The sequence below is a fragment of the Amaricoccus sp. B4 genome (assembly GCF_043226085.1).
Taxonomy (GTDB): domain Bacteria; phylum Pseudomonadota; class Alphaproteobacteria; order Rhodobacterales; family Rhodobacteraceae; genus Amaricoccus.
Genome location: NZ_CP171225.1, coordinates 1,585,026 through 1,610,123, shown reverse-complemented (window position 1 = coordinate 1,610,123; position 25,098 = coordinate 1,585,026). Strand labels below are relative to the sequence as shown.

The window sequence follows — 25,098 nt, the reverse complement described above, 5'->3', positions numbered from 1 at the left end:
CAAGGAGTGGAGATGAGACAGAACCCGGAACATCGAAGCCTACAGCTGAGGCGATGGTTAAGGACATTCGCCGGCGCACACGGAAGCACCATTCGTCCGAGGAGAAGATCCGCATCGTGCTTGAAGGGCTGCGTGGCGAAGACAGCATCGCCGAGCTCTGTCGGCGCGAAGGGATCGCGACGAGCCTCTATTACAGCTGGTGCAAGGAGTTCCTCGAGGCCGGCAAGAAGCGGCTCGCCGGTGATACGTCCCGCCAGGCGACCAGCCCCGAGGTCAAAGAGCTGCGTCAGGAGGCGTCAGCGCTGAAGGAGGCCGTGGCCGATCTCACGCTGGAGAACCGCCTTCTCAAAAAAAGCATGCTTGGGGATGGGGGAGACCAGGAATGAGATATCCCGCGTCCGAAAAGCTCGAGATCATCCGGCAGGTAGAGCAGTCTCACCTGCCGGCGAAGCGGACACTCGACATGATCGGCGTGCCCCGCACGACCTTCTACCGGTGGTATGATCGCTATCTGTCTCTCGGAGCCGCCGGGCTCGAGGACCGGCCTTCGCGTCCGACCCGGGTCTGGAACCGCATCCCGGACAAGGTGCGCCGGCAGATCGTCGATCTCGCGCTCGAACAGCCTGAGCTGTCGCCCCGGGAACTCGCGGTCAGGTTCACCGATACCCGGTGCTACTTCGTGTCGGAGGCCAGCGTTTACAGGGTTCTGAAGGCACAAGACCTGATCACCAGCCCGGCCTTCGTCGTGATCAAGGCGGCGAACGAGTTCCATGAGAAGACGACCCGCCCGAACCAGCTCTGGCAGACCGACTTCACCTATTTGAAGGTCATCGGCTGGGGCTGGTTCTACCTCTCAACGATCCTCGACGACTACAGCCGTTACGTCGTCGCGTGGCGGCTCTGCACGACGATGAAAGCATCAGACGTGACAGCTACGCTGGAAGATGCCCTGGTCGCCTCGGGCTGCGACCGAGCCACCGTCGTCCACCGGCCCAGGCTGCTCAGCGACAATGGCAGCAGCTACATCTCCAGCGAATTGGCCAACTGGCTTGCCGACGAGGGCATGGATCACGTCCGCGGCGCGCCCCGGCACCCACAGACCCAAGGCAAGATCGAGCGCTGGCATCAGACCCTGAAGAACCGAATTCTCCTTGAGAACTACTACTTGCCCGGGGCGCTCGAAGAGGCGGTCGCGGCCTTCATCGACCACTACAATCATGACCGCTACCACGAGAGCCTCGGGAACCTCACGCCTGCCGATGTCTATCTCGGCAGGGCAGAAGCAATCCTGAATCGGCGAAAGGAGATCAAAGCCAAGACCATCGAGAAGCGCCGCTTGCTGCATCGCCAAACCGCGGCATAAACTGAAACCCGATCGAGCCAGACCCTCCATTCCCAGTCAGGCCTTCGTGTCCCAAATCATCTGACAACGGACAGGCATGGTAGTTGGTGATGACGATCTTGGCGCTCTGGATATCCCGAAGCATGTCCGGTGGCGTGATCTCGCGGCTGCGATAGTAGCTTTCGGGGTCATTGGGCAGCAGGACGCGCAACCGGTCACGAATGGTGATGCCGGGCGAGACGATCAGGAACCGGCTTGAGAACTGCTTGCTGTTCGGGTGGCGCACGGCATTTACCGTCTGCCACGCGATCAGCATCGCCATGACAGTTGTCTTGCCTGCGCCGGTTGCAAGCTTCAGCGCCAGGCGAAGCAGTTCCGGATTTGCCTGTTTGTTGGTCCCCTTGATATGGGCCCCGAACTTGGCCACCCGCGGTCCCATTTTTGGCGCGACCTCGGTCAGCCAGATCGCGGTCTCGACCGCTTCGATTTGGCAGAAAAAGGGACGAATGCCCTCGAACTGATGGTGCCGCCAATGCTGCAACAGTCTGGCCGTTTCGGGTGTAACCATCCACTGATCGGGATTCGGAAGGTTACGCCAAGTTTCGACGTATCCTCGTACTTCGTTGATGATCGGGGTTGAATTGTATTCCTGGTCAGTCGTCGAAAGATCGTCGTCCGCACCTAGAATGAGGGAGCCCTGCTTCTGGTTCTGACGCTGCTTTTTTGCCTTTGGGACAGGTGTGATCAGATCAGAACGTCGTCTTGACTTGATGATCCGGTTCGTCGGTTGCCCATCGTCATCCAACTCCCAATGGCGACCAGGGTATTCGTAAGGAGAATTGAGTATTGGCTGCTCGAAAAACGTCTCGGTCATACCTTTGCACTCCCAACAAAGCTTGAGTTCGCGCCGTTGAATAGCTCACCTCGATTGAGAAGAACGATCTGCTGATTCTGCGGATTTCTGGCGGCCGGATCCGTATCGAGGCCAAGCCTTTTCAGCGCGTAGTAGAGGAGCGCACGCCGGACCGTGATCTTCGCCTTGCCACCCCGCATGCCGTAGTCGAGCGCGATGACTTTTGCTTGCGTATCCGAGAGGTCGGGGTGGGGAGCGATCTCCAGCGTGACATCGGAGTGCCAGTCGCTGTCGTCGGCGGCCGAGGTTTCGGTCTGCCGTGCACCTCGGATCCTAAGCATCCGGGACAATAAGAAGTCCTTAAAGCATTCATCGGTCTGGCAGAAAGCCCGCGTGTGCCATCGGAACCCGTCGAACGCGATGGCGTGCGGAGCGACCCAGCGCCAACGCGGCTCAGGGCTGGACAGGGATTGGTACTTGACCTCGATCGCCTCGGTCCGGCGGATCGCGCCGACAACTGAGAACACTCCGCGCCAGGGCGTCGGCCGAGTGGCGTGAAATCGTGGCGGCCTGAGGCTGCCTCCAGGAGGTGCGGCCGGCCAAAGAGAATTACCGTGACAGTGCCCGTTCGGGCTTTCCTGAGCCTTACAAATCTTTAGGTTTCAGGAATGCGGATGGTTCAACTTCGATGGTTCACGTAATTTCCGAAACAGCGCGCTGCCCGTGATGGCATCGACGCGAAACCGACCTTTGCCGGAGACCCCAGATGCCGCACATCGCGACTGACCCGACCAAAGCCCTGCCGGTTGGTCTTGCTGGCTTGATGCGCGGCCGTGTCGCGCGCCGTGAGGGCCGGGTCGCCGGGTTGGTCCTGGCTGTCGCGGTCGCAGGGATCGTCGGGGCGGATGCTGCGGCCGCTGCCGATCTGCTCAGCCCGATCGGGCCGGTCTTGGCGGACCAGTCGACCCATTTCCTGCGCGCGGCGCTGATCGCCCTTGTCGCGGTCCTGCCTGCAATCATCCTCCTGCCGATCATGCTTTACCGCTACCGTCTCGGTAGCGGGGCGCGCTATACGCCCGAGTGGGAATTCAACAAGTGGTTCGAGGCCGCGATCTGGGGCATCCCGGTGCTCGTGATCTGCGTTCTGGCCTATTGGCTGGCGCAGGCAACGCTGGAGCTGGATCCCTATGCCCCCTTGGGCGATGACCCGCTGGAGATCGACCTAGTGGGGCTCGATTTCCGCTATCTCGCGCTCTATCCCGACCAGCAGGTGGCCGCCGTGGATCAGATCGTGATCCCCGTCGGGCGGCCCGTCACCATTCGCCTGACGACGGACACGGTGATGCAAAGCTTTCTGCCCAACGGTTTTGCCGGGCAGATCTACGCGATGCCGGGGATGGTGACGAAACTGAACCTCTCGGCCGATCAGGAGGGGCAGGGGCTGGCGACCCAGACCCAGTTCAACGGCTTTGGCTTTGCCAATATGCGCGTGCCGATGCGCGCCGTGCTGCAGGCCGAGTTCGACGCCTGGATCACCGGCGCGACCGGCGCCGCGCTGGACGCCGCGACCTATCCTACGTTGGTCGTCACCGGCGCCGAGGCCGACGAATTTCACGAAACCTCGCCCGTGCTTCGGCCCTTGGGGGATGCCTGCCTCTTCGACCGGGTGGTGGCCCGCTATCACCAGGGCACAGCCGTTCCGCCCGAGGCGCAGCCGGGCAGCACCGTCTATGACCCCGCCAAGGGCACCTTGCCCGGGGGAGCCTGCGACAGCGTTCTGGCCGACAGCCATTTAGGAATGGATGGGACGGATATGACGCATCACGACCATTCCACCGCGCCCGCCGCCTCCGGCCAATAGAAGCGACAGACTATGGAACAGTTCATCTTCGGACGTCTCGGTTGGGACGACATCGCGATCTTCGACGTCTTTCGCGATCCCACGGCCAGCAACATCGTTGGCAGTTCGGCGGGCTGGCTGGCCGTCATCGGTGGGGTCATCACATTGGCCCTGCTACTGATCAGGGGCTGGTGGAAGCCGTTGCTGTTTGATTGGCTGAACACGACCGACCACAAGAAGATCGGCATCATGTATATCGTGGTGGGTCTGGTCATGTTCGCCCGCGGCGTGGCCGAAGGCGTCGTTATGCGGTCGCAATACGCGACCGCATATCAGGGGGGGTATCTGACGCCGGACCACTTCTCCGAGCTGTTCTCGACCCACGGCACCATCATGATCTTCTTCGTTTTGATGCCCTTCCTGATCGGCTTCATGAACCTGCTGGTGCCCTTGCAGATCGGCGCGCGGGACGTGGCGTTCCCCCGGCTGAACCAGATCAGCCTGGGCTTTACCATCGTGGGTGCAATGCTGTTGATGATCAGCCTTGTGGTCGGGCAGTTCGCGACCGGCGGCTGGACCGGCTATCCGCCCTATACCGGCGTCGCCTTTCAGCCCGGCACGGGGCCGGACTACTGGATCTGGTCCCTGGGCCTATCGGGGATCGGGTCGCTGCTGACGGGGCTGAACTTTGCCGTGACCATCTACAAGATGAGATGCCCCGGCATGACCTTCCTGCGGATGCCGATCTTTGTGTGGACGGCGCTCTGCACCTCGATCCTGCTGGTCTTTGCGCTGCCGCCGCTGACGGCGGTCATCATCATGCAGGCACTCGACCGCTATCTGGATTTCCACTTCTTCACGAACGACCTTGGCGGGAACATGATGAATTTCGCCAACCTGTTCTGGATGTTCGGCCACCCGGAGGTCTATATCCTGATCCTTCCCGCCTTCGGCCTCTACTCCGAGTTCACGGCGATCTTCTCGGGCAAGCGGATCTATGGCTACATGTCGCTGGTGATCGCGACGATGGCGATCGCGGTGCTGTCCTTTACCGTCTGGCTGCACCATTTCTTCACGATGGGGCAAAGCCCGACGATCAATGTGGCCTTCGGGATCGCCACCATGCTGATCGCGATCCCGACGGGGGTGAAGGTCTATGTCTGGATCGCCACGCTCTGGGGCGGGCGGATCCGGATGCGCACGCCGATCATCTATCTGGCGGGATTCATCTTCTACTTCTCGGTGGGCGGCTATACCGGCATACTGCTGGCGAACCCGACGATCAACTTCACCGTCCACAACAGCCAGTTCGTGGTGGCGCATTTCCACAACGTGCTGCTGCCCGGGACGCTGTTCGCGGTTCTGGCCAGCATTTATGTCTGGTTCCCGAAATTCTTCGGCTTCCGCTTGGACGAGCGCTGGTCGGCCGCCACCGCCTGGCTGTTCATCATCGGCTTCACCTTCGCCTTCATGCCGCTTTACATAGTGGGCCTGATGGGGATGCCGCGACGCAGCCCGGCCTTCGACGATCCGGCCTATGTACCGTACATGATTGTGACGATGGGGGGCGCGCTCTGCGTTCTGACAGCGCTTGGCTGCCTGATCGGCACCTTCGTCGTCTCGGCCCGCCGGCGCGAGGCCCTGGCCGTGCCCGGCGGCGACCCCTGGGATGGCCGCACGCTGGAATGGGCCACACCCGCCCCAGTGCCCGCATGGAACTATGCCTTCATCCCGCAGGTCCACGGCCCGGACGCCTTTGCCGCGGAAAAGGCCCACGGCACCGCCTATGCCATCGACTGCCCGTCCTACGAGGACATCGAGCTTTCCCCGACAAGCTGGATCGGCCTGACCATCATCGTCTTTGGCACGGCCCTGGGTTTTGCGATGGTGTTTTGGATCTGGTGGCTGGCGATTCTGTCGGCGCTGGCCATCCTGATCCATGCCATCGGCCTGGGCTTTCTGCGCGACAAGGAAGAGATCGTCCCCGCCCAGGTGGTCGAGGCGACCGAGCGCGCCTGGCTCGACGGCGCCAGGCAGGGCCCACTGACCGATCGGCGCGACGAAGTGACCAGCCAGAACCGCGGCTACGCCGCACGCATCCCCGAGGCGTGACATGAGCACATCGACCGCGACCGCCAACAGCCATCCCGGCCTGAACCTCGGCCCCAGCCATGGCGAAGCCCACGAACAGGCCGAAACGGTCGTCTTCGGGTTCTGGGTCTTCCTGATGAGCGACCTCGTCACCTTCGTGATGTTCTTCGCGACCTATGCTATCTCGATCCAGGCGACAGCTGGAGGACCGGGCAATGCCGACATCGTCGACATCGCCAGCATCGGCATGCAGACCGGCGCGCTGCTGATCAGCTCGCTTCTGTTCGGGATCGCGACGGTGACCATGAAGCACGGCTCGACCCCGCGCCGCGTGATCGGTTGGCTGCTGGCTTCGCTTGTCTTCGGGCTGTGCTTTCTGGGGCTGGAGGTCCGTGACTTCATCGACGCCGCCGAAAAGGGGGCCGTGCCGATGCGATCGGGCTACCTCAGCGCCTATTGGGCGCTGGTCGGCCTGCACGGGCTGCACGTGACCGTGGGCAGCATCATGATCCTTGTCGTCTGCGCGCAGATCGCCATCTTCGGCTTTGCGGCGGACGTGAAGACCCGCGTGCTGCGGTTGGGGCTCTACTGGCATTTCCTTGACATCATCTGGATCGGGATCTTTTCGATCGTGTTTCTTCCGGGGATCCTGACATGAGCGACAGGGACAAACGCGCGCGCGATCTGCGCATGTATTTCATCGGCTTCGCGGCGGCAGTCGCCCTGACCGCACTGTCCTTCCTGACCGCGATCCTGCAGCCCTTCGGACCCGCGGGGGTCTTTGCCGCACTGTCGATCCTGGCCTTCGCGCAGGTGCTTGTTCATTTCCGCTACTTCCTGCACATCGACCTGTCGCGGCAAAAGCGCGAAGATCTTCACCTGATCCTGTTCACCGGCCTGATCATCGCGATCATGGCAGCGGGCACGATCTGGATCCTCGGCAACCTGATGATGCGGATGATGTGACGCGCCCGGCGGCCCGCCCCGTCGATCTCGCCCGCGTCGTCGACATCGAACGGCGTATCGTGACGCTGAATGCGCAGATCACAGAGGGGCGCTGTCACGTAAAGCCAGTGGCAGCCACCAGGGGGTGACGGTAGAAGTCGGCATGCGCCCAATTTCCTACGCACGTCACCGGTTTCCGCCCGCCATCATCCAACATGCGGTCTGGCTCTACTTTCGGTTTGCGCTCAGTTACCGCAATGTCGAGGAAATACTCGCCGCGCGTGGCATTGATGTTTCCTATGATACCGTCCGGCGATGGGTGCATAAATTCGGCCAAGTTTTCGCTGAGCGTATTCGATGGCACCTAGACGAGGTTTTCCTCAAGATCGGCGGCAAGGCGGTATATCTGTGGCGCGCGGTGGATGACGAGGGCGAAGTGCTTGACGTCTTGGTCCAACCGAAGCGGGACCGGAAGGCCGCGCTGAAATTGCTTAAGCGCCAAAGCTATATTCCCAGTGCGATCGTGACGGATCGGCTTCGATCGTACGGCGTAGCCCTGCGAGAGTTGGACCTGGCCGACCGGCACGTGACCGGCGGCCGGTCCAACAACCGAGCAGAGGTTTCGCATCAGCCGACCCGACGCCGAGAGCGGCAGCAAATTCGATTCAAGTCGCCCGGATCGGCGTAGCGCTTCCTCTCCTCCCACGCCGCCATCTCCAACCACTTCGACGTCCAGCGTCATCTGATTTCCCGCAGCACACTGAGAACACTCCGCGCCAGGGCGTCGGCCGAGTGGCGTGAAATCGTGGCGGCCTGAGGCTGCCTCCAGGAGGTGCGGCCGGCCAAAGAGAGTTACCGTGACAGTGCCCGCTCCACCGCTTCCAGCGATTGTAGAGCGTCTTGTGCGGGCCATAGGTTGTAGGCGCATCGCGCCATCGTAAGTCATTGCGATTGATGAAGATAATCCCACTCAACACCCGCCGGTCATCGCCCCTTGGTTTGCCGTGTGACTTTGGGAAGAAAGGCTCAAGACGCGCCATCTGCGAATCCGTCAGCCAAAAGAGATCAGACATGTTCACCGCTCGGTTTTCGAACCGTGAATCACCCCCCTACGCGGAAATCAATGGGTCCTGACCCTAGCACCTCGGGCAAGGGCCTTTGGGCCCGCTGGCAGGCCGTTCATACCTTTTAAGCATCAAAGATACCGCTTTTGGTATTGGACGGTAATGCCGTGCTTTCCCCATGTTGTGCCCGAATGGAACACCAACAAAGGCGAAGGGCATATGCAGACCAAACCTCAACACAAGGGCTCTGCCGGCCGGCTACCGGAAGACCGGATCTGCCGGATGCCGGCGGCGATCGATCCGGCGCTGCTGGACCGCTTCGAAAAGCTCGAGGATCTGACCAGCACCGTTTCGGACGTTCTGGACAAACTTGGACGTGTCGGGGTGATCGGCTCGTCGATCCTGAAGCCGACGCTGCCGCAAAAGAGGGTGATCGGCCGCGCGATTACCGTCCGCAACATCCCCCAGACCCGCTCCGTCCAGCAGACCATTGCGGATGGAGCCAACATGATGACCGAAATCGAGGGGATCCATCAGGCGGAGACCGGCGACGTTCTGGTGATCCAGGGGCTGCGGAACCTCTCGAACATGGGCGGGGTCATGGCCACGACCTGTTTCTACAAGGGACTAGCGGGCGCCGTGGTGGACGGCGGCATCCGAGATGTCGGAGAGAGCCGGGGGCTCGGCTTCCCCGTATGGTCGCGCGATATTTCCCCGATCTCGGGGAAGTGGCGGGCCGAAACCAAGGAAATTAACGGCCCGGTGAAGATTGATGGCGTGCCCGTCGAGGCGGGCGACTTGGTCATCGCCGATGAAACCGGGGTGTGTTTCGTCCCCCGCGATCTGATCGAACAGGTGCTGGAGGCCTGCGAGGCAATTGCCCAGACCGAACAGGGTTGGGTCGAGGGGTTGAAGAACGGGATGACCGTTCCGGAGCTTGTGGCCCAGCTGTTCAAGTAGAAACACAAACCAATCAGGGAGGAGTATCATGACTGCAAAAACGATCGTGGTGGCCGGGCTTGGCCTAGCCGCCAGCCTCATGACCCAGCCGGTTCTTGCCGAAGGCGAGGATTATCCCAACAGACCGGTGGAGTTGATCATCCCTTATCCGCCGGGGGGGTCGGATACGCTGGGTAGGCTGATTGCCAACAGCATGTCCGAGATGACCGACGAAGACATCGTGGTGGTGAACGTGCCCGGCGCTTCGACCCAGATCGCCAGCAGGCGTGTGGCGGGGGCGAAGCCGGACGGTTATACGATGTACATTGCCACACCGTCGGAGTTCCTGTCTGGCATGGTGTTTCAGGGCAACCTTCCCTTTGACCCGATGAAGGACTTCACCTTCATCTCGCATACGGCCGAAGCGCCCTACATGCTGATGGTCAATCCTGAGTTGCCGGTCACTAATTATGAGGAGTTTGCGGCTTACCTCTCCGAGCATCCCCAGGAAATCCTCTTCGGCTCCTACGGGCCGCTGTCGCAGTCGGACCTGATCGCGCGACGTTTCCGTGCAGAAACCGGGATCGGATTCGATATCATCCCCTACAGTGGCGGCACTCCCTCTTTCAACGCGCTTCTGTCCGGTGAGATCCAGGCTCTTTTCGCGACCTCGATTCCGACGCGCGATTTTATCCGCAACGGCCAGATGCGGCCGCTTGCGGTGACGACAGGTGAGAGGGTCGCGCTTTTCCCCGATCTGCCGACGCTCCGCGAGGTTGGGGTGGATGTCGTGGATTCCCTGTCGTTCTCGCTGGTCGGTCCGGCCGGGCTTCCCGATGAGGTGGTTCACTACTGGAACGAAAACTGGACGGCCGCGATGAACGACCCCGAGACCCTTGCGCGGATCGAGGAGATGAGCGTGACGGTTATCGGAAGCTCTCCGGAGGAGCTAAGGGGCTGGTTCGATGAGAACCTGGCGCTCTGGCAGAGCTTCCCCGAAACGCTGGACCTTGATGCGGCGAACTGACGTGACACCGTCGGGCCCTCGCATCTGGGAGGAGAGGAATTTGGACGAAGCCAAAAAAAACACATCGGAATGGTACGCTTGGAGCGTTGCTGTTCCGCTGATCTTCATCGGTATGGGACTCTATGTGGCGCTTGTCGCGCTTGACTTCGGCTTAGGGAAGCTGGCGCGACCGGGCCCGGGAGTCTATCCGCTGGCCCTCGGGATCATGCTGGCACTGCTGGCTCTGGCCTGTCTGATCGCCTCTCGGCGGGAGCAACCAGACGTACGGGGAATGAGCCTTCGGCCTGCACTGCTGGTGCCGGCGGCGCTTGTCGTCTTCGGGTTGTGCCTGGAGCGGTTTGGCCTGATTCCCGCCACGGTCATTTTTACATTCGTCGCAGGGCTGGCGGACAGAGAGGCCCGGTCGATGACCGTGCTCATCACCGCCGCCTTCCTGTCTCTGACCGGCGTTCTTGTTTTCATTTACGGGCTGGGCGTCCCTGTCCACATCGCGGAGTTCTGAACCGGTGGACTTTCAAGACATCTATCTGGGCCTCCAGGTCGCGTTCTCCTGGCAGGCGCTGATCTTCTGTTTCGTTGGGGTCGCCGTCGGGACGGCGATTGGCGTCCTTCCCGGCATCGGCCCGCTGGCGGCGATCTCCATGGCCTTGCCGATCACCTTCCACCTAGACCCGACCATTTCGCTGATCATGCTGGCGGGCATCTTCTACGGGGCGCAATATGGCGGCTCGACGGCGTCCATCTTGCTGAACCTGCCGGGGACGGCCTCTTCCGCAGTCATTTGCCTGGACGGTTACCCCATGTCCAAGCAGGGCAGAGCGGGCGTGGCTCTGTTCATCGCGGCTATCGCATCCTTCTTCGGCTCGTCTTTCGCGATCCTTCTCATGATGGTTTTCACGCCGTTGCTCGCCACTTTCGCGCTCAGCTTCACCTCAGTTGAGTATTTCTCGGTCATGCTGCTGGCGCTGATCATCGCCTCAACGGTCAGCACGGGCGCTCCGCTCAAGGGATTGCTGATGGTCATCGTGGGGCTGATCCTTGGCGTTGTCGGGACGGATGTCAGCAGCGGCACGTTCCGCTATACTTTCGGACTTCTGGAGCTTGCGGATGGGGTCAGCATGGCCGCGGTCGCCATGGGGTTGTTCGGCGTGTCGGAAGTGATCGGATCTCTTTCGGGCGCAACGCGTCCAAGCGGGCTCGGTAAGGTTTCCATGCGGTCGATGTATCCCACGCGGGCGGAGATGCGTAGCCTCGCAAAGCCGATCCTGCGCGGTTCGATCGTGGGGTCTCTCGTAGGTATCCTGCCGGGGACCGGGCCTTCTGTCGCCTCGTTCATGGCCTATTCCACCGAGCAAAGGGTGGCCCGTGACCGAAGCCGGTTCGGCAAGGGGGCGATCGAAGGGATTGCTGGCCCGGAAGCGGCAAACAACGCTTCGGTGCAAGCAGCCTTCATCCCGACGCTCAGCTTGGGCATTCCCGGCGATGTGGTCATGGCGGTGATGCTGGGAGCGATGATCATCCATGGCATTTCGCCGGGACCGGAGTTGGTCAACAGTCACCCGGATCTGTTCTGGGGACTGGTGATGAGCTTCTGGGTGGGGAACATCATGCTGATCGTGCTGAACGTGCCACTTATCGGGGTTTGGGTGAAGATCCTGTCGATTCCGTACCACTATCTATCGATCGCGATCCTCTTCTTCATCTGCATCGGGGCCTATTCAATGACCGGGTCTCCCTTCGCCATCTATCTCACCGCAATTTTCGGCCTGGTGGGTTACGTGCTGAACACGTTTGGCTATCCGCCGGCGCCGCTGATCCTTGGTCTGGTGCTCGGCCCGATGATGGAGGAGAATTTCCGGCGGTCGTTGATGGTGTCGCGGGGGGACTTCGCGATCTTCTTGTCGCGGCCGGTCAGTGCGCTGTTCCTGCTGCTATCTCTGGTGATGATCTGGCTCGCGATCCGGCCCTATCTGGCGCAGCGCGTCCGGCCGGACTAGGATCCCCGCCAGCACATATTCAGGTCAGAACCGAAGGGGGGGCGATGAACCTGACGCGGCTTCGCTGCTTTCTGGTGGTTGCGGAGGAACTGAACTTCGGGCGGGCTGCGCAGCGGCTCAACATTTCACAGCCTCCGTTGACCCGCCATATTCAGATGCTGGAAGCGGAATATGGGTGTACGCTGCTGCGCCGCAACAATCGTGTGGTTGAGCTGACGGCGGCGGGGCGTGTTCTGATGGAGGAGGCGCGGCGACTTCTGTCTCAAGCCGCGCGGGTCGACCAGCTAATGCAGAAAGGAGGGCAAGAGCGCAATACGCTGTTCTTCGGGGTCGTTCCCTTCGCTCTCCACACTGTCTTCCCGGAGTTCATCCGCAACCACAAGGAGACCTATCCCGACACGCAATTCGTCTTGGACGAGGGACATACCTCCAGCGTGATTGCTGGGGTGAAAGCCGGGCGGTATGACTTCGGTATCGCTTGGCGAAGTCTGAGCCAAGTCGAATACGGGAACAGTGGGCTGGACGAGGTGATCCTGCGCCGTGGCCGCTTTGTGCTGGCCTTGCCACAGGGACATCCGCTGATCGACACAGAATGTGTCACGCTGGAGCTTCTGGCGGGCGAGCCGCTGATCCTGCCGTCTCGACGGCAGTCTCCATTCTACTACGACAAGCTGATCGCGGCCTTCGCCGGACGGGGGGTCAGCCCGACGATCAGCCGGGAGGTGGCCCGTATCCATTCGCAGCTTGGCTACGTGGCCAGTGGCCTTGGCATTGCGCTGGTGCCGGAAGCGGCTTCTGCCGTCAACGAACGCCACGTTACCCTGCGGCGTGTGGAAGAGCTCGATGTGGAGTGGCAGATCCAGCTTGTCTGGTCACGCGACCGGACATGCCGGCTGAGCCCGGAGCTCATCGATTTCCTTCGGCAGGAATATATCGAAGGTCGGTAGTGGGTCAGTTTGTAACCTAGATGGTTACGGCTTCTCCCGCATTACTTGTGGAACACGACAGTGTGGCTTGATCCACTTTGCCTTGGTAGGGGCTCTGTTGCGCAAACCCTTGCGGGGATTCATCTCGTGAATCCAGAAGGGTAGCTGGTCGTCATGAGCAGACCCACACCTCCGACCTACAAGACCAGGAACTGGCCGACCTACAATGAAGCGCTCAAGTGCCGGGGCTCGCTGACGATCTGGTTCGACCCAGAGATGAGCTGGGATGCCGCGCCGACAGGCCGGCGTGGCCGCCAGCAAACCTACGGCGACACCGCCATCCAGACGTGCCCTTCGATGAAGGTTTTGTTCGGCATGGCGTTTCGGCAAACGAGTGGTTTTGTCGAGAGCCTGCTGAAGTTGATCGGCTTGGACTGGGCGGTGCCCGACTTCAGCACGCTGTCCCGCCGCCAGAAGACCTTGGCCGTGAACATCCCGCATCGCGGCTCCAAGGGGCCCTTGCACCTGCTGATCGACAGTACCGGCATCAAGGTCGAGGGGGAAGGCGAATGGAATGCGCGCAAGCATGGCGGTCCCAAACGGCGGGTCTGGCGCAAGATTCATCTCGGCATCGATGAGCAAACGCTGGAAATCCGCGCTGTCGAGTTCACCAGAAGTGGTATCGGCGACGCCCCCATGCTACCGGAATTGCTCGATCAGATCCCGCCCGAACAGGAGATCGGCAGTGTCACCGCAGAGGGTGCGTATGATACGCGCAAGTGTCATGACGCCACTGCGGATCGAGGTGCTGCCGCCGTTCGTCGGGGAAATGGTCCCCCGGACCATTTCCTGATCCTCCTCACTCCCACCCCGCAAGAACGCAAAGCCATGGAAGCCGAACACGCCCGGGGCGCGCGCACGAAACGAAGCCTTCCGGGCGTCGAAAAATCTTGGGCGGGCGCTCTGGCGAAACTGGAGTGGCTATCACCGCCGAAGCCGCGTCGAGAGCAAGATGCATTGGGTAAAGCTGCTGGGCCAGCGCCTCATGGCGCGAGCCTTTGATCGCCAGCTCGCCGAGATCCAGATCCGCATAGCCGTCCTGAACGGCTACACCGCGCTCGGCATGCCCGTCACAGAGGCCGTAGGATAAGTCTGTCCGGGGATGGGGGAACCTCGACCGTCAGCCGATTTGCGCAACAGAGTCGAGACGCAGCATAATAGAGGCCGGGTGGAGGTCCGCACCGGGCCGGACGAGACGCGCAACTGCGTCGCTCCGCGGTCACGACCGCCGCACCGCCGCATGGATGCGGTGCCCCAATTTCGCCGGTGTAGCTATGCGCGTTGTGGCTCGACCGGCCCATAGCTGCCGTTCGACTGCCACGCTGGCACTGTCACGGTAATTCTCAGTGGCCGGCAGCACCTCCTGGAGGCAGCCTCAGGCCGCCACGATTTCACGCCACTCGGCCGACGCCCTGGCGCGGAGTGTTCTCAGTGTGCTGCGGGAAATCAGATGACGCTGGACGTCGATGTGGTTGGAGATGGCGGCGTGGGAGGAGATGGCGGCGTGGGAGGAGAGGAAGCGCTGCGCCGATCCGGGTGACTTGAATCGAATTTGCTGCCGCTCTCGGCGTCGGGTCGGCCGATGCGAAACCTCTGCTCGGTTGTTGGACCGGCCGCCAGTCAGATGCCGGTCCGCCAGGTCCAACTCCCGGAGGGCTGCGCCATAGGATCGAAGCCGATCCGTCACGATCGCACTGGGAATATAGCCTTGGCGCTTAAGCAGTTTTCGAAGCAATTTCAGCGCGGCCTTCCGGTCCCGCTTCGGTTGGACCAAGACGTCAAGCACTTCGCCCTCGTCGTCCACCGCGCGCCACAGATATACCGCCTTGCCGCCGATCTTGAGGAAAACCTCGTCTAGGTGCCATCGAATACGCTCAGCGAAAACTTGGCCGAATTTATGCACCCATCGCCGGACGGTATCATAGGAAGCATCAATGCCACGCGCGGCGAGTATTTCCTCGACATTGCGGTAGCTGAGCGCAAACCGCAAGTAGAGCCAGACCGCATGTCGGATGATGGCGGGCGAAAACCGGTGACGTGCGTAGGAAAGTGGGCGCATGCCGACTTCTACCGTCACCCCCTGGTGGCTGCCACTGGCTTTAAGTGACAGTGCCCCGAAGGCTGGACCGAAAGCCGCCATCGTATCGGTCTCGATCCTGGCCGCTGCGTCGGGGTCGGTGACGAAGGTCGGAAAGCCCGGCTCGAACAGGTAGAGACTGCGCACCAGGTCGGGCCGCTCGATCGCGAGCGCCAGCGCCGCATGCGCCGAGTATGACCATGCCGTTAGGTCGATCGGGCCTCCGATCCCGCGCGCGATGTCGCCAAGGTCGTCCCGCTGCTGCGTGGTGCCGAACGGTCTTTCGCCGTGGGGCCCAGAGCCCGCATGACGCTGGCTGATCGTGATCGCACGGCAGATGTCGGCAAGCGCATCCGCGACCGGTGCAAGCGTCTCCATGTCTCCGGGCACGCCATGCAGCAGCACCAGGGAGCTGCCGACCCCGACCGCACGCCATCGCAACCGTGCGTCGGCGACGACACAGGCGCCTTGCGACACCTCTCCCGCTTCGCTCATCCCAACAACTCCATCAGGGCGTTAACTTCGGCATCGGGGAGGTCACACGGAGCGTAACGCTCTTCGGCGAGGATAGCCTTCGCGGCCGCTGCCCAGCCCTGCGGTCCGTTCGGATCGCATCGCGCCAGCGTATCCAAGATGCGCAATTCCACAGAGGGAAGATCGACTTCTCGAACCCGTTCGAGTAGGTTCTTGATTTGGGAAAGATCATTGCAGCCCCCGTGGTCAAGCCGGTGGCAAAGGAGTGCTGCCTCGGCAGATAGACGTGGAATAGGGTTCAACCCGCCAGCCTTGATTGCCAGAAGACGATCCAGAGTGTGCTCGCCGTCCGTAGACGCGCCTATCTTGAGGTCGAGCTCGGCCAGCTGCGCTTCGGCAGTATAGACGTAATTTCTGAATTCCATCTCCCGGCTAATTGTAAGAGCGGATTTGAAGGCCTCTGCCGCGGCATCGTGGCGGCTCGCGCCGGACAGCATTTCCCCTATCGCGAGGAACGTCTTGTATTTGTCGATCGGCCGTTTTGTCGCTTGGCTGGCCTCGATCATGTCACGCGCGCAGTCGAGCGCGGTACGGGATTCTCCCAAGGCGGCGTGCGCCCGGGTCAATAGATGTTGCAGCATGACGTAACGCGTAACGACAAGGTCGCCGCGATGCATCTTCCGGTCGTCCCAGTAATTCCGGTGCGAAGCAATGGCGCTGAGCGCGCGGCCCATGTGACCTTGGAACGTGAAAGTCTGACAACGTGCCAAAGCACTTTCAGCCACAAGCTCGTCCGAGCCTGCGGCGAGCGCGGCTGCGCGCGCTGCATCGCAGAATGCCAGCGCCTTCGCTACCTGACCATCATCGGTATGGCGATAGGCGCGCTGGACGCAGATATCGGCAATCAAGTGCTGGTCGCCCAGTTGGCGGGAAATCGCTTCGGATTGGGCGAGGCTTTCGTCGACTTCCTCGAGCTTGGACAACGGCCAGGCAAGCGGGCGCTGCCAAGCGAGGATCTTTGCCATGAGCCGGCGGTTTTCTGCAGTGGGCTCAAGCGTTCGGGCGCCTTTGAGCGCAAGCCCCAGCATCTTGTCCGCAAGCGGATAGGACGATTGCGCGACGGCCTGCTCGGTTGCACAGAGCGCCAGTTCGACGGCTTTGGCAGGCTGCCCGCTGGCGAGCGCATGATGCGCCAGCATGATGCTCAGGCCCTTGTCGCCTGCGCGCCAATCATCTTCGCGCAGCGCGACGACCTTCGTATGAAGCTCTTTGCGCCGATTGGTCGGGATCGCCTGGTAGGCCGCCTCTTGCACCAGCGCGTGTTTGAACCCGTAGACACGCTGCGGCACCGATCGGATTCGGAACAGGAGGTCGCCATCCGCAAGCTGGGTTATGGCCACCTCGTAGGCGTCAGGGCGCAGCCCGGACAAGGGCTGCAGCAGGTCGTCCGCCGGCTCGGCCCCCAGAACGGCGGCCGCCTCGATCGTCCGGCGCAGATGCGGTGGCAGCGCGTCGATCCGCCGGGTCAGAAGGCCGGCAAGTGTTTCAGGTACGGGTTGAGATCCGTCACCAGGCATCGTCCCCAGCCGGGCGATCTCCTCCAGAAACAACGGCACGCCACCTGATCTGGCGGTGATATCGCTGGTCACATCATGTCCCAGCAGGGCCAGAAGGCGGACGGACTCGGCTTCCGACAACGGTGCCAGGGTGATCGAGCCCAGACCGGCGATGCCTGACAAATTCAGGCCGCTGCCAGGCCGCATCGTGACGATCACCAGCGGGCCGTCGCCGTCGAGCGACCGCAACATCCGTTCGACAAGCATGGCGCCATCGTCGTCCGCCCAGTGCGCATCCTCGACCAGCAGTATCGAATCACGACCTGCCAGAAACTGGATCGCAAGAAGCAGTGCATCGGCAATCGCCTGCAGGCGCACGCTCCTCGGCAATTCCCCGCTTTCCGGAAGCGCGCCGCGCGCGGCGAAAAGAGCCTCCACCGGCGCGATCCGGCGGCGCAGGGTCGCATCCGGGATCGCGGCGTCGAGGGCCGCAACCAGATTGTCTGCCGACCTTCCCCCGAGGAGCGAAGCCAGCACCGATGTGAACCGGGTGATACCCCCACCGAGCTCATTGGGATGGAACTGAACGCGTAGCAGTTGAACCGGGCCGAGCCGCATGAGCGTCTCGTGGACAAACCGGGACTTTCCGATCCCGGCCTCGCCGGTAATGGCTACGGCCCGCGGTCCTACTTGCGCGGCCAGCGCAGATACCTCGTCGATTTCGGACTCTCGCGCCACGAAGGGTGTCAGGCCGCGCGCTTTCCGGATGTCGAAGCTGCCCCGCGAAAGGATCTCTCCGGTCAGCCGCCATGCGACAACCGGTTTTGCCTCGCTCGTCTGCACGGGGTCCGCCGCCGCGAAGGAGAAAGCCCCGCTGCACGATGCTGCCACTCTGTCAGTGCAAAGTGCGTCCCCTGGAGCTGCCGCCTCGGCCAGGACCTGTGCGAGGTGGGCGGCGGGAAAGCTGTCGCTCTCGCCGCCGATCAGCGCGCGCGCGGCGTCGATGCCCACGGCGCAGTCGAGGCCCGCGATCTCGTACGCGGCGAAAGTCGCTGAAAGCGCCGGGCTCTCGTCCGGACGGTCGACACCGAAGACGCAGGACAACCGGTGTCCGGCCCGGCCCGCGATCAAGCCACCCTCACGCCGCACAGCCCGCTCGATGGCGTCGGAGGCTGCGCGGCTGGCCGCCTCCGCGTCCTCGGGATCGCGGTTGCGCAGCGCCGCCAGAAGGCGGTTCGAGACAACATGCATGACCGCAACATGCCGAAGGTGGGGCAGGGTCGCCTTCGCCGGCGGCCCCGTCGGTGAGGCGGGCGGCTCGATCCTCTCGGCGGTGACGGCCGTTCGCTTCTGGTCCTGAGGGACGGCGGGTCGCGCCCTGATCTCATGATAGAGCGCTGTCGTGGAAGGATCGACGGACACCGACAGGTCGGCACGTATGCGCTGGCTCGTCTCGCGAAATGCATCCAGTGCCGCATTCCTTCGGCCCTGACGCCAGAGGGCTGTCATCAGCATCCGCAGTGCGCTTTCGTCGTAGCCGTCGAGCACGAGATGCCGCCGCGCGAGGCTCTCGAGATCGGCAAATCGGCGTGCGGCAAGGGCCTCGGACTCTGCGTCTTCCAACCAGTTCATGAGACGCGCCCGCAGTTCTGCGCGCGCCGCGTCGAGCCGATCCTCGACCTCGGGCTCCAATCCGCTCATCCCCTCGAGCGGCGTGCCGATCGGAAGCGCCGAGGCCGCCGCGCCGCGTCCGAGCGCATCGATGTCCCGCTCGATCCGGTCGCTCCGAAGCTTGATCCAACCGGAGGTCACTTCCACGGCATCCGAAGGATCAAGTGCTGTCTTCAGACGGAAGATCGCCTGCCGGAGTGAGGCCCGCGCCTGCGCGTCGGGCTGCCCCGGCCAGAGCATTCCCGCGAGCGTGGAACGGCTGAGCGCCACGTCCGGCTCGATCGCGAGAAGTGCAAGGATCAGTTCGACCTTCCGCGTCGGCATACGGACGGGAATGCCGTCGAGACGCACCTCGAACTGTCCGAACAGATTGATCCCGATCTGATGTTCCATGGCTCCAGATACTTACACATGCAGCGATTCTAAGGGCATGATCCATTTGGGCCTTGAATGGCCTGTGCGTAAACGGCCTTGGGGGTCGGGTTTGACCTTTTAACGACGCTGTAACGGCTGGCCGCCGCCGCGTGGAACGGCCAGGGTCCAAACGACGGGTGTCAAAACGAAAGGCACCCATCATGTTCAGACGTATCTTCAAACCATTCCGACGCAGGCTGCTTCCCGACCTGCCAAGCAGCGCGCATCTGCGCCGCGATCTTGGCATTGAGCAGGCCGATTGCCGTGACACGTTCCTGGCCCGGCACAACCCCAATCTCGGGGGGTGGGTGTGATGCGTGCGCTCCATCGAAACCGGTTGCCGCAGATCGACGGCACGCAACTCCTGACCGACGCCGGCCTCGAGACGACGCTCATCTTCCTCGAAGGGCTCGATCTGCCGTGCTTCGCATCCTATCCGCTCCTTGGACACAACGACGGGCGCCAGACGCTCAAGAGCTACTTCGAGCGGCATCTCGCCATCGCGGCCGATCACGGCACCGGCTTCCTGCTCGAGGCGCCGACCTGGCGCGCCAGCCGGCACTGGGGGGCGCAGCTCGGGCATTCGCCGGATGATCTCGCGCGGTTCAACAAGCGCGCGATCGAGCTGCTGGCCGAGGTGCGGCGCGAGGCTGTCTCGGTCTCACCGATCGTGATCTCAGGCAATATCGGCCCGCGTGGCGATGGCTACCGGCCCGATACGGCGATGAGCGCGGACGAGGCGCAAGCCTTTCACGCCGAGCAGATCGGCTGGTTTCTGGACACGGAGGCCGACATGGTCAGTGCCTTCACGATCTCGACCGTGAACGAAGGCGTGGGAATCGTGCGCGCGGCTGCCGAGGTGGGGATGCCGGTGGTCCTGTCCTACACGACCGAAACCGATGGCCACCTGCCAGACGGCACGCCGCTGGGCGAGGCCTTCCAGCGGACGGACATGCTGACCGGAGGTGCCGCGGCCTACTTCATGGTCAATTGTGCCCATCCCGACCACTTCCGGGCTGCGCTCGAGTCCGACGCCGCCTGGTTGCGGCGCATCTGGGGCGTGCGGGCGAATGCCTCGCGTCTTAGCCATGCGGAGCTCGACGAGGCCGAAGAGCTCGACCCGGGAAACCCGGCGGAACTCGGACAGGACTACGCCCAGCTCAAGCGGATCCTGCCGAACCTGCGCGTCTACGGCGGCTGCTGCGGCACCGACCATCGCCACATCGAGGCGATGGCGGATTGCTGCTGTCAAGCACACACGGCCTGAGAAAAACACCGTCCTGCATTCGGCCGGAACGGCATGATCCACTCTCAATTTCAAGGAGCTTTCCCATGAAGGCCATGACCTCCCAATGGGACCCTAACGAGCGCACTGCGAATGACGCCGGAACCGATGCCAAACGATCAGGATGCGCCATGCGATATCGTGGCGTCACCTATCTCCATGGCGATTTGCCGAGACCGATCCCCCTCGCATTCGGCGACATGATCTATCGTGGCGTCCGCTATCGCGCCCGTCTGCCTCGACGCATACCCACCGTCGTTCCCGGCCAACGCCGCTATAGGGGCGCCGCCTACTAAGCGAAGCGTCCCCAATCTGTTGGACATATTTCAGAAGGAAAAGAATGATGACACCGAAGTTTTCCCGTGCAGCACTCCTTGCCGCGACTACCGCCCTGACGCTGCCCGCCTCGGCGCATGAGACCGAGCGGCGCACCGAGCTGTTCCGTCCCGGCGTCGCCCATGCAGAGACGACCATGCTCGACTCCGACGCTGCAGTCGCCATGGAGCTTGCCGGCTACGGCGATTTCGGCTTCGACGCCGGTACCCAAGTGCCCGAGGCGCGCGAGGCTTTCGCGCGGGGTGTCGCGCTTCTGTGGGGCTTTAATCACGCCGCCGCCGTGTCGGCCTTCCAGGCGGCGCAGGAGGCGGATCCCAGTTGCTCTGCCTGTTTCTGGGGCGAGGCGTACGCGCTTGGGCCAAACCTGAATGACGGGATCCACAACGAGAATGTCGCGCGCGCATTCGATACGGTCTGGACTGCGGTCGATACGGCATCGACCGAAAAAGAGCTGGAACTCGCGCGGGCCCTGACGCTTCGCTACGCCTCGGAGGGCGGTGATCGGGCGCTTCTGAACCGCGCCTTTGCGCAGGCCATGGGGGAATTGGCGGTCCGGTATCCCGACGATCCGAACATCCATGTCGTCCATGCAGATGCGCTGATGAACATGCAGCCTTGGGACTATTGGGAGACCGACGGCGTGACGCCGAAAGGACAGACGGAAGCCATTCTCGCGGCGCTCGACTGGGCCCTGAAGCTTGACCCTCAGCATCCCGGTGCGCTGCACCTTCTGATCCACGCGGTCGAGGCTTCCGCCGATCCGTCCATGGCCGAAGCGGCGGCAGACGCGCTGCGCGGCGCAGTCCCGCTGGCTGGGCACCTGCTGCACATGCCTGCCCACATCTACAACCGGGTGGGGCGCTACGCCGACTCCATAGCAGTCAACAAGGAGGCCATCGCCGCCGACCAGGCCTACCTCGCAGCCGCTGGCGACGCGGCGAGCCCGCTCTACCGCTATGGCTACTACCCGCACAACATCCATTTCCTGCTGGTGGGTGCGCAGATGGCCGGACTGTGGCAGGACGCTCTCGAGGCGGCGGACCTCCTGGCCAGCGTGACCTCGGAGGACGTGTCTAGCGATCTCGCGTGGGTGCAGGCCATCGACACCGCACCCTACGCCGCCCACGCACAGCTGGCCACGCCGGACGCGATCCTCGCGCTGTCCGATCCGGGCGAAAGGTTCCCATTCGTCCGGGGTCATTGGCACTGGGCACGCGGCACTGCCTTCGCGCTGCAGGGCGATCTGGACGCCGCGCTGGCCGAGCAGCGCGCCATCGAAGCGATCATAGCCGAGGCCGATCTGTCGGGTCTGGAGGAGCAGTATCTGCCCGCCCGCGACGTCCTCGAGATCGCCAGACACCTGGTGGAGGCCCGTATCGAACAGGCGCAGGGCAACTGGCACGCCGCCGAACATCACCTTGAGGAGGCAATCCGGCTCGAGGACACGATCGGCTATATGGAGCCGCCCTACTGGTCGTATCCGGTGCGACAGACGCTTGGCGCCGTGCGGCTCCAGGCGGGCAACGAGCTTGGCGCGCTCCAGGCTTTCGAGGCCGCGCTTGAAACCCACCCGAACAACGCCTGGGCGCTCTGGGGCGTCTGGCAAGCCGAGGAGGCGCTGGCCGTCGACCAAGGCGACGCAGGAAGCGCTGCCGCCGCGCGCCGTGCGTTCGAGCGGGCCTGGCTGGGCGAAGTCGAGCCGTCTCTCGGCAGGCTCTGAAGATTGCGGGGCGCCGTCACCCGGCGCCCCGAACCACACGGAACAGCAACGAAAGGGGCTTCCCATGAACCAGGCACTGAAATCCAGGCCAGACCACTCCATCAAAAGTGATCTCCAAATGAGCGAGGCTCAGGTGGTCGCCGACCTGACCGCTGCATTCGAGACCGATCCGGCGGTCCGGTGGATGTATCCCGAACAGACCGGGTATCTGCGACATTTCCCGACATTTCTGCATCCCTTCGGCGGTGTCGCGATGCACGAGGGAACGCTCGATTGGGCCGAAGGAGGAGCTGCGCTCTGGATCGCGCCCGGATTGGCGCCCGACGAAGCGGCCATCATGGCTGTCGTCGAGGCGAGCGTGCCGGCAAGCCGTCATGAAGCCGTCTTCGCCGTCTTCAAGGCCATGGGACACACCCACCCGGAAGACCCGCACTGGTATCTTCCTGTCATGGGCGTCGTGCCGGAGCGTCAGGGCCAGGGTCTCGGCACGGCGCTGATGCGTCCCGTTCTCGAGCGCTGCGACGCGACGGGCACCTTAGCCTATCTCGAGGCCACGACCGAGCGTAGCCGCGCCCTCTACGCGCGGCTCGGTTTCGAGCAGACGGACACGATCCTCGTCGCGGATTGCCCGCCGATCTATCCGATGGTGAGGCAGCCGAGACGAGGGTGACGGGTGCGTTTCGACGCATCCAAGCCGGCATGTCTCGATTTCGCGCGTTTATGTCTTTCCTGCGTCCCCCGGGGATCACGCGGTCGCCGGTCTTGCTACCCAAAAACTTCACTTGAGCGGCAGCGTAATTGCCGGATAGACACGAGGAAACCCATGCAAATATCCCATTCGACGCTCTTCTCCGCCCCGACTGGGATCGTCTGGCGGGTAACGGCCGATGTCGCCCAATGGCCGGAATGGTCGCCGACTATAACCTCTATATCAGGCTGGGGCGGCGGTGACTTGTTTCAAGATGCGCAATTCGATCTCAAACAACCTTTCCAGCGCAGGCGATCGTGGGTCCTGTCGCACTGCGCAGCTCCGCATTTGCTAAGCTTGCGCACGGCAGAGGGCGATATGACCGCGCTGCATGAGATAATTGTGACGGAAAGTGTGAGATGCAACCGGCTGTCCCTCCAGGTGTCGGGGCTTTTAGGCAGGCTCGCCCGACCATTTATTTCACTCGCGCTGCAAAAGGAAAATGCGGCTCTGAAGAGCCGATGCGAAAGCGCGGCGGCGACGTGGATCTTCCCGCCTCGCGTTCTGCACACCGAGATTACCCAATAGTGAGACACTCATAATGACTTTGTCGTTTGCCTTGCGGCCCTATGAAGAGAGCAATGCAGCCCCCCTCGCGGCCATCTACCGAAAGGGCGTCGAAAGTCTCGGACCTAACGCCTACAGGGCCGAGCAGGTCGCGGCGTGGCTCTCCATCGCGCCCTCCGCGCAGGATCTGGATCGCATCTACCGCGATGGCCGTTTCACCCGCGTGGCGTCGGACCGGAACGGTGTGCCCATCGGCTTCGGCGATCTCGCATAGACCGGCCACATCCGTTTCCTTTTTGTCGACCCTGACTTCGCTGGTCAGGGCATCGGCCGCGCGCTGGTTGCGGAATTCCTGCGCGAGGCGCGCCGCCAGTCGCTCGAGACGGTGTTTTCAGATGCCAGCGAACTGGCCCGCCCAGTTTTTTGGAGGGTCGGATTCAAATGCATCGCGCGGCAGGAGCGCGAGATCAATGGCATTTGCATCCACAACTACCACGTGTGTTTCGCGGTGTCGGAACGGGAGCGGGCGCTTTCGCAAGCAAGGGGACGATCCGATGGTGACACTTAAAAGACCGTTCCGGCTGGCCACGGACGAGGACGCCCCGCAACTCGCGGAGCTCGTCAATTTCGCCGGAGAGGGCCTGCCGCTGCATGTCTGGGCGGGTCTTTCCGGGCAGGGCGAAGACCCCTGGGAGATCGGCCGCGCTCGGCAGGCGCGGAAGGCGCGCGACGGTGACATCATCGTTGTTGACCATGGCACGGGCGCAGTGGCCGGTCTGACCGGCTACTCGATCGGCACCGAGCCTCAACCTGTTGGCATGGACCTACCTGTCCTGTTCCGTCCCCTGCAGGAGCTCGAAAACAGCGCCCTCGAAAGCTGGTATATTAATGTCTTGGCCTGCTATCCGGCGGCGCGCGGAAAAGGGATCGGATCACGGCTCCTGCGCCTGGCGGAGGAGATCGCCGTGTCTGAAGGGCTCAGCCGCCTCAGCGTGATCGTGGCCAGCGACAATGCCGGCGCCTGTCGGCTTTACGAACGACACGAATTCAAGGAGGTCGAGCGGAAGGCCTGCGTCAAGGACGGATGGGACACTGAGACCGACCAGTGGCTTCTTCTGATGAAGCCGCTTTCCAGTGCCAAAGCGAAGACCGGCGACGTTCCTGCGCAGGACCTGGCATTCGGAGGGGGGGCTTCGCGATGAACTTCCGGAGCGATATCGGATCCC

At 62.7% G+C, this 25,098-nt stretch carries 20 protein-coding genes and 5 pseudogenes; 20 read left to right on the top strand and 5 right to left on the bottom strand.

Translation table 11 applies throughout. The features are described 5' to 3' along the window. The first annotated feature begins 53 nt into the window (after positions 1–53). Positions 54–1,363, top strand: a protein-coding gene (locus ACF66B_RS07775; RefSeq protein WP_392664565.1) for an IS3 family transposase whose coding sequence is annotated in 2 segments (ribosomal slippage) — positions 54–348 and positions 348–1,363 — 1,311 coding nt in all. Because the reading frame shifts where the segments join, the coding sequence is not laid out codon by codon here. Between the two features lie 58 nt (positions 1,364–1,421). Here ACF66B_RS07775 and ACF66B_RS07770 read toward each other — a convergent pair. Both ACF66B_RS07770 and ACF66B_RS07765 read right to left on the bottom strand, forming a co-directional pair. Continuing rightward, a pseudogene (locus tag ACF66B_RS07770) lies at positions 1,422–2,216 on the bottom strand (DEAD/DEAH box helicase family protein); the annotation flags it as partial. Beyond that, positions 2,213–2,749: pseudogene (locus ACF66B_RS07765) on the bottom strand (WYL domain-containing protein); the annotation flags it as partial. The pseudogenes ACF66B_RS07765 and ACF66B_RS07770, both read right to left, overlap by 4 nt. Positions 2,750–2,961: 212 nt before the next feature. Between ACF66B_RS07765 and ACF66B_RS07760 the strand changes: the two are divergent. The 5 genes and pseudogenes from ACF66B_RS07760 to ACF66B_RS07740 all read left to right on the top strand — a co-directional run bounded on the left by ACF66B_RS07760 (position 2,962) and on the right by ACF66B_RS07740 (position 7,888). Continuing rightward, entirely contained in the window at positions 2,962–4,056 is a 1,095-nt protein-coding gene (locus tag ACF66B_RS07760) for a cytochrome c oxidase subunit II (protein WP_111432129.1), read from the top strand. Between the two features lie 12 nt (positions 4,057–4,068). Further along, a complete protein-coding gene (locus ACF66B_RS07755; RefSeq protein ID WP_111432130.1) occupies positions 4,069–6,147 on the top strand; it encodes a cbb3-type cytochrome c oxidase subunit I in 2,079 nt (692 codons plus the stop codon). Position 6,148: 1 nt separating this feature from the next. Next, positions 6,149–6,784, top strand: a complete 636-nt coding sequence (locus ACF66B_RS07750) for a cytochrome c oxidase subunit 3 (RefSeq protein WP_111432131.1) — start codon at positions 6,149–6,151, stop codon at positions 6,782–6,784. Next, positions 6,781–7,092 carry a cytochrome o ubiquinol oxidase subunit IV gene (gene cyoD / locus ACF66B_RS07745; protein ID WP_111432132.1) on the top strand — a complete coding sequence of 104 codons (312 nt, stop codon included), beginning with the start codon at positions 6,781–6,783 and terminating at the stop codon, positions 7,090–7,092. Before ACF66B_RS07750 ends, cyoD begins: the two co-directional genes overlap by 4 nt. 142 nt (positions 7,093–7,234) lie before the next feature. Then, positions 7,235–7,888: pseudogene (locus ACF66B_RS07740) on the top strand (IS6 family transposase). Between the two features lie 52 nt (positions 7,889–7,940). Here the strand turns inward: ACF66B_RS07740 and ACF66B_RS07735 are convergent. Next, positions 7,941–8,144: pseudogene (locus tag ACF66B_RS07735) on the bottom strand (transposase); the annotation flags it as partial. A gap of 153 nt (positions 8,145–8,297) precedes the next feature. Here ACF66B_RS07735 and ACF66B_RS07730 point away from each other — a divergent pair. From ACF66B_RS07730 to ACF66B_RS07705, 6 genes and pseudogenes are all read left to right on the top strand, one after another. Next, entirely contained in the window at positions 8,298–9,095 is a 798-nt protein-coding gene (locus tag ACF66B_RS07730) for an RraA family protein (RefSeq protein ID WP_111431981.1), read from the top strand. A 28-nt stretch (positions 9,096–9,123) separates the two neighbouring features. Beyond that, positions 9,124–10,101: a tripartite tricarboxylate transporter substrate binding protein gene (locus ACF66B_RS07725; protein WP_111431982.1), complete on the top strand. Its 978-nt coding sequence runs from the start codon at positions 9,124–9,126 to the stop codon at positions 10,099–10,101. A gap of 40 nt (positions 10,102–10,141) precedes the next feature. After that, positions 10,142–10,603 carry a tripartite tricarboxylate transporter TctB family protein gene (locus ACF66B_RS07720; protein WP_162683451.1) on the top strand — a complete coding sequence of 154 codons (462 nt, stop codon included), beginning with the start codon at positions 10,142–10,144 and terminating at the stop codon, positions 10,601–10,603. 4 nt (positions 10,604–10,607) lie between these two features. Beyond that, positions 10,608–12,098 carry a tripartite tricarboxylate transporter permease gene (locus ACF66B_RS07715; protein WP_111431984.1) on the top strand — a complete coding sequence of 497 codons (1,491 nt, stop codon included), beginning with the start codon at positions 10,608–10,610 and terminating at the stop codon, positions 12,096–12,098. A 44-nt stretch (positions 12,099–12,142) separates the two neighbouring features. Continuing rightward, positions 12,143–13,045: a LysR substrate-binding domain-containing protein gene (locus ACF66B_RS07710; RefSeq protein WP_111431985.1), complete on the top strand. Its 903-nt coding sequence runs from the start codon at positions 12,143–12,145 to the stop codon at positions 13,043–13,045. 153 nt (positions 13,046–13,198) lie between these two features. Beyond that, positions 13,199–14,174: pseudogene (locus ACF66B_RS07705) on the top strand (IS5 family transposase). A gap of 285 nt (positions 14,175–14,459) precedes the next feature. Here ACF66B_RS07705 and ACF66B_RS07700 read toward each other — a convergent pair. Both ACF66B_RS07700 and ACF66B_RS07695 read right to left on the bottom strand, forming a co-directional pair. After that, positions 14,460–15,143, bottom strand: a complete 684-nt coding sequence (locus tag ACF66B_RS07700; protein ID WP_111431986.1) for an IS6 family transposase — start codon at positions 15,141–15,143, stop codon at positions 14,460–14,462. Between the two features lie 509 nt (positions 15,144–15,652). Next, a complete protein-coding gene (locus ACF66B_RS07695; RefSeq protein ID WP_111431987.1) occupies positions 15,653–19,255 on the bottom strand; it encodes an AAA family ATPase in 3,603 nt (1,200 codons plus the stop codon). A 334-nt stretch (positions 19,256–19,589) separates the two neighbouring features. Here ACF66B_RS07695 and ACF66B_RS07690 point away from each other — a divergent pair, with 334 nt between their 5' ends. The 8 genes from ACF66B_RS07690 to ACF66B_RS07655 all read left to right on the top strand — a co-directional run bounded on the left by ACF66B_RS07690 (position 19,590) and on the right by ACF66B_RS07655 (position 25,074). Next, positions 19,590–20,543 (top strand): homocysteine S-methyltransferase family protein, encoded by a 954-nt coding sequence (locus ACF66B_RS07690; RefSeq protein WP_111431988.1) that lies wholly within the window; start codon positions 19,590–19,592, stop codon positions 20,541–20,543. Positions 20,544–20,608: 65 nt separating this feature from the next. Next, entirely contained in the window at positions 20,609–20,857 is a 249-nt protein-coding gene (locus tag ACF66B_RS07685) for a DUF4278 domain-containing protein (RefSeq protein ID WP_111431989.1), read from the top strand. Between the two features lie 44 nt (positions 20,858–20,901). Then, positions 20,902–22,617, top strand: coding sequence for a hypothetical protein (locus ACF66B_RS07680; RefSeq protein WP_392664557.1), 1,716 nt, complete (start codon positions 20,902–20,904; stop codon positions 22,615–22,617). 118 nt (positions 22,618–22,735) lie between these two features. Continuing rightward, positions 22,736–23,287: a GNAT family N-acetyltransferase gene (locus ACF66B_RS07675; protein WP_162683453.1), complete on the top strand. Its 552-nt coding sequence runs from the start codon at positions 22,736–22,738 to the stop codon at positions 23,285–23,287. Between the two features lie 153 nt (positions 23,288–23,440). Next, positions 23,441–23,893: an SRPBCC family protein gene (locus tag ACF66B_RS07670; protein WP_111431991.1), complete on the top strand. Its 453-nt coding sequence runs from the start codon at positions 23,441–23,443 to the stop codon at positions 23,891–23,893. Positions 23,894–23,906: 13 nt separating this feature from the next. Further along, positions 23,907–24,146 carry a hypothetical protein gene (locus ACF66B_RS07665; protein ID WP_162683454.1) on the top strand — a complete coding sequence of 80 codons (240 nt, stop codon included), beginning with the start codon at positions 23,907–23,909 and terminating at the stop codon, positions 24,144–24,146. Positions 24,147–24,155: 9 nt separating this feature from the next. Continuing rightward, the gene (locus ACF66B_RS07660; protein WP_111432004.1) at positions 24,156–24,440 is read left to right on the top strand and encodes a GNAT family N-acetyltransferase; all 285 of its coding nucleotides are present in this window, start codon (positions 24,156–24,158) and stop codon (positions 24,438–24,440) included. Continuing rightward, positions 24,427–25,074, top strand: a complete 648-nt coding sequence (locus ACF66B_RS07655; RefSeq protein ID WP_111431993.1) for a GNAT family N-acetyltransferase — start codon at positions 24,427–24,429, stop codon at positions 25,072–25,074. The genes ACF66B_RS07660 and ACF66B_RS07655 overlap by 14 nt, the downstream gene beginning before the upstream one ends. Positions 25,075–25,098 lie beyond the last annotated feature (24 nt).

Coding starts and splice junctions, on each gene's coding strand:
- ACF66B_RS07760 (WP_111432129.1), top strand. CDS start 2,962: ATGCCGCACATCGCGACTGACCCGACCAAAGCCCTGCCGGTTGGTCTT.
- ACF66B_RS07755 (WP_111432130.1), top strand. CDS start 4,069: ATGGAACAGTTCATCTTCGGACGTCTCGGTTGGGACGACATCGCGATC.
- ACF66B_RS07750 (WP_111432131.1), top strand. CDS start 6,149: ATGAGCACATCGACCGCGACCGCCAACAGCCATCCCGGCCTGAACCTC.
- cyoD (WP_111432132.1), top strand. CDS start 6,781: ATGAGCGACAGGGACAAACGCGCGCGCGATCTGCGCATGTATTTCATC.
- ACF66B_RS07730 (WP_111431981.1), top strand. CDS start 8,298: ATGCCGTGCTTTCCCCATGTTGTGCCCGAATGGAACACCAACAAAGGC.
- ACF66B_RS07725 (WP_111431982.1), top strand. CDS start 9,124: ATGACTGCAAAAACGATCGTGGTGGCCGGGCTTGGCCTAGCCGCCAGC.
- ACF66B_RS07710 (WP_111431985.1), top strand. CDS start 12,143: ATGAACCTGACGCGGCTTCGCTGCTTTCTGGTGGTTGCGGAGGAACTG.
- ACF66B_RS07700 (WP_111431986.1), bottom strand. CDS start 15,143: ATGCGCCCACTTTCCTACGCACGTCACCGGTTTTCGCCCGCCATCATC.
- ACF66B_RS07695 (WP_111431987.1), bottom strand. CDS start 19,255: ATGGAACATCAGATCGGGATCAATCTGTTCGGACAGTTCGAGGTGCGT.
- ACF66B_RS07690 (WP_111431988.1), top strand. CDS start 19,590: ATGCGTGCGCTCCATCGAAACCGGTTGCCGCAGATCGACGGCACGCAA.
- ACF66B_RS07685 (WP_111431989.1), top strand. CDS start 20,609: ATGAAGGCCATGACCTCCCAATGGGACCCTAACGAGCGCACTGCGAAT.
- ACF66B_RS07680 (WP_392664557.1), top strand. CDS start 20,902: ATGATGACACCGAAGTTTTCCCGTGCAGCACTCCTTGCCGCGACTACC.
- ACF66B_RS07675 (WP_162683453.1), top strand. CDS start 22,736: ATGAGCGAGGCTCAGGTGGTCGCCGACCTGACCGCTGCATTCGAGACC.
- ACF66B_RS07670 (WP_111431991.1), top strand. CDS start 23,441: ATGCAAATATCCCATTCGACGCTCTTCTCCGCCCCGACTGGGATCGTC.
- ACF66B_RS07665 (WP_162683454.1), top strand. CDS start 23,907: ATGACTTTGTCGTTTGCCTTGCGGCCCTATGAAGAGAGCAATGCAGCC.
- ACF66B_RS07655 (WP_111431993.1), top strand. CDS start 24,427: ATGGTGACACTTAAAAGACCGTTCCGGCTGGCCACGGACGAGGACGCC.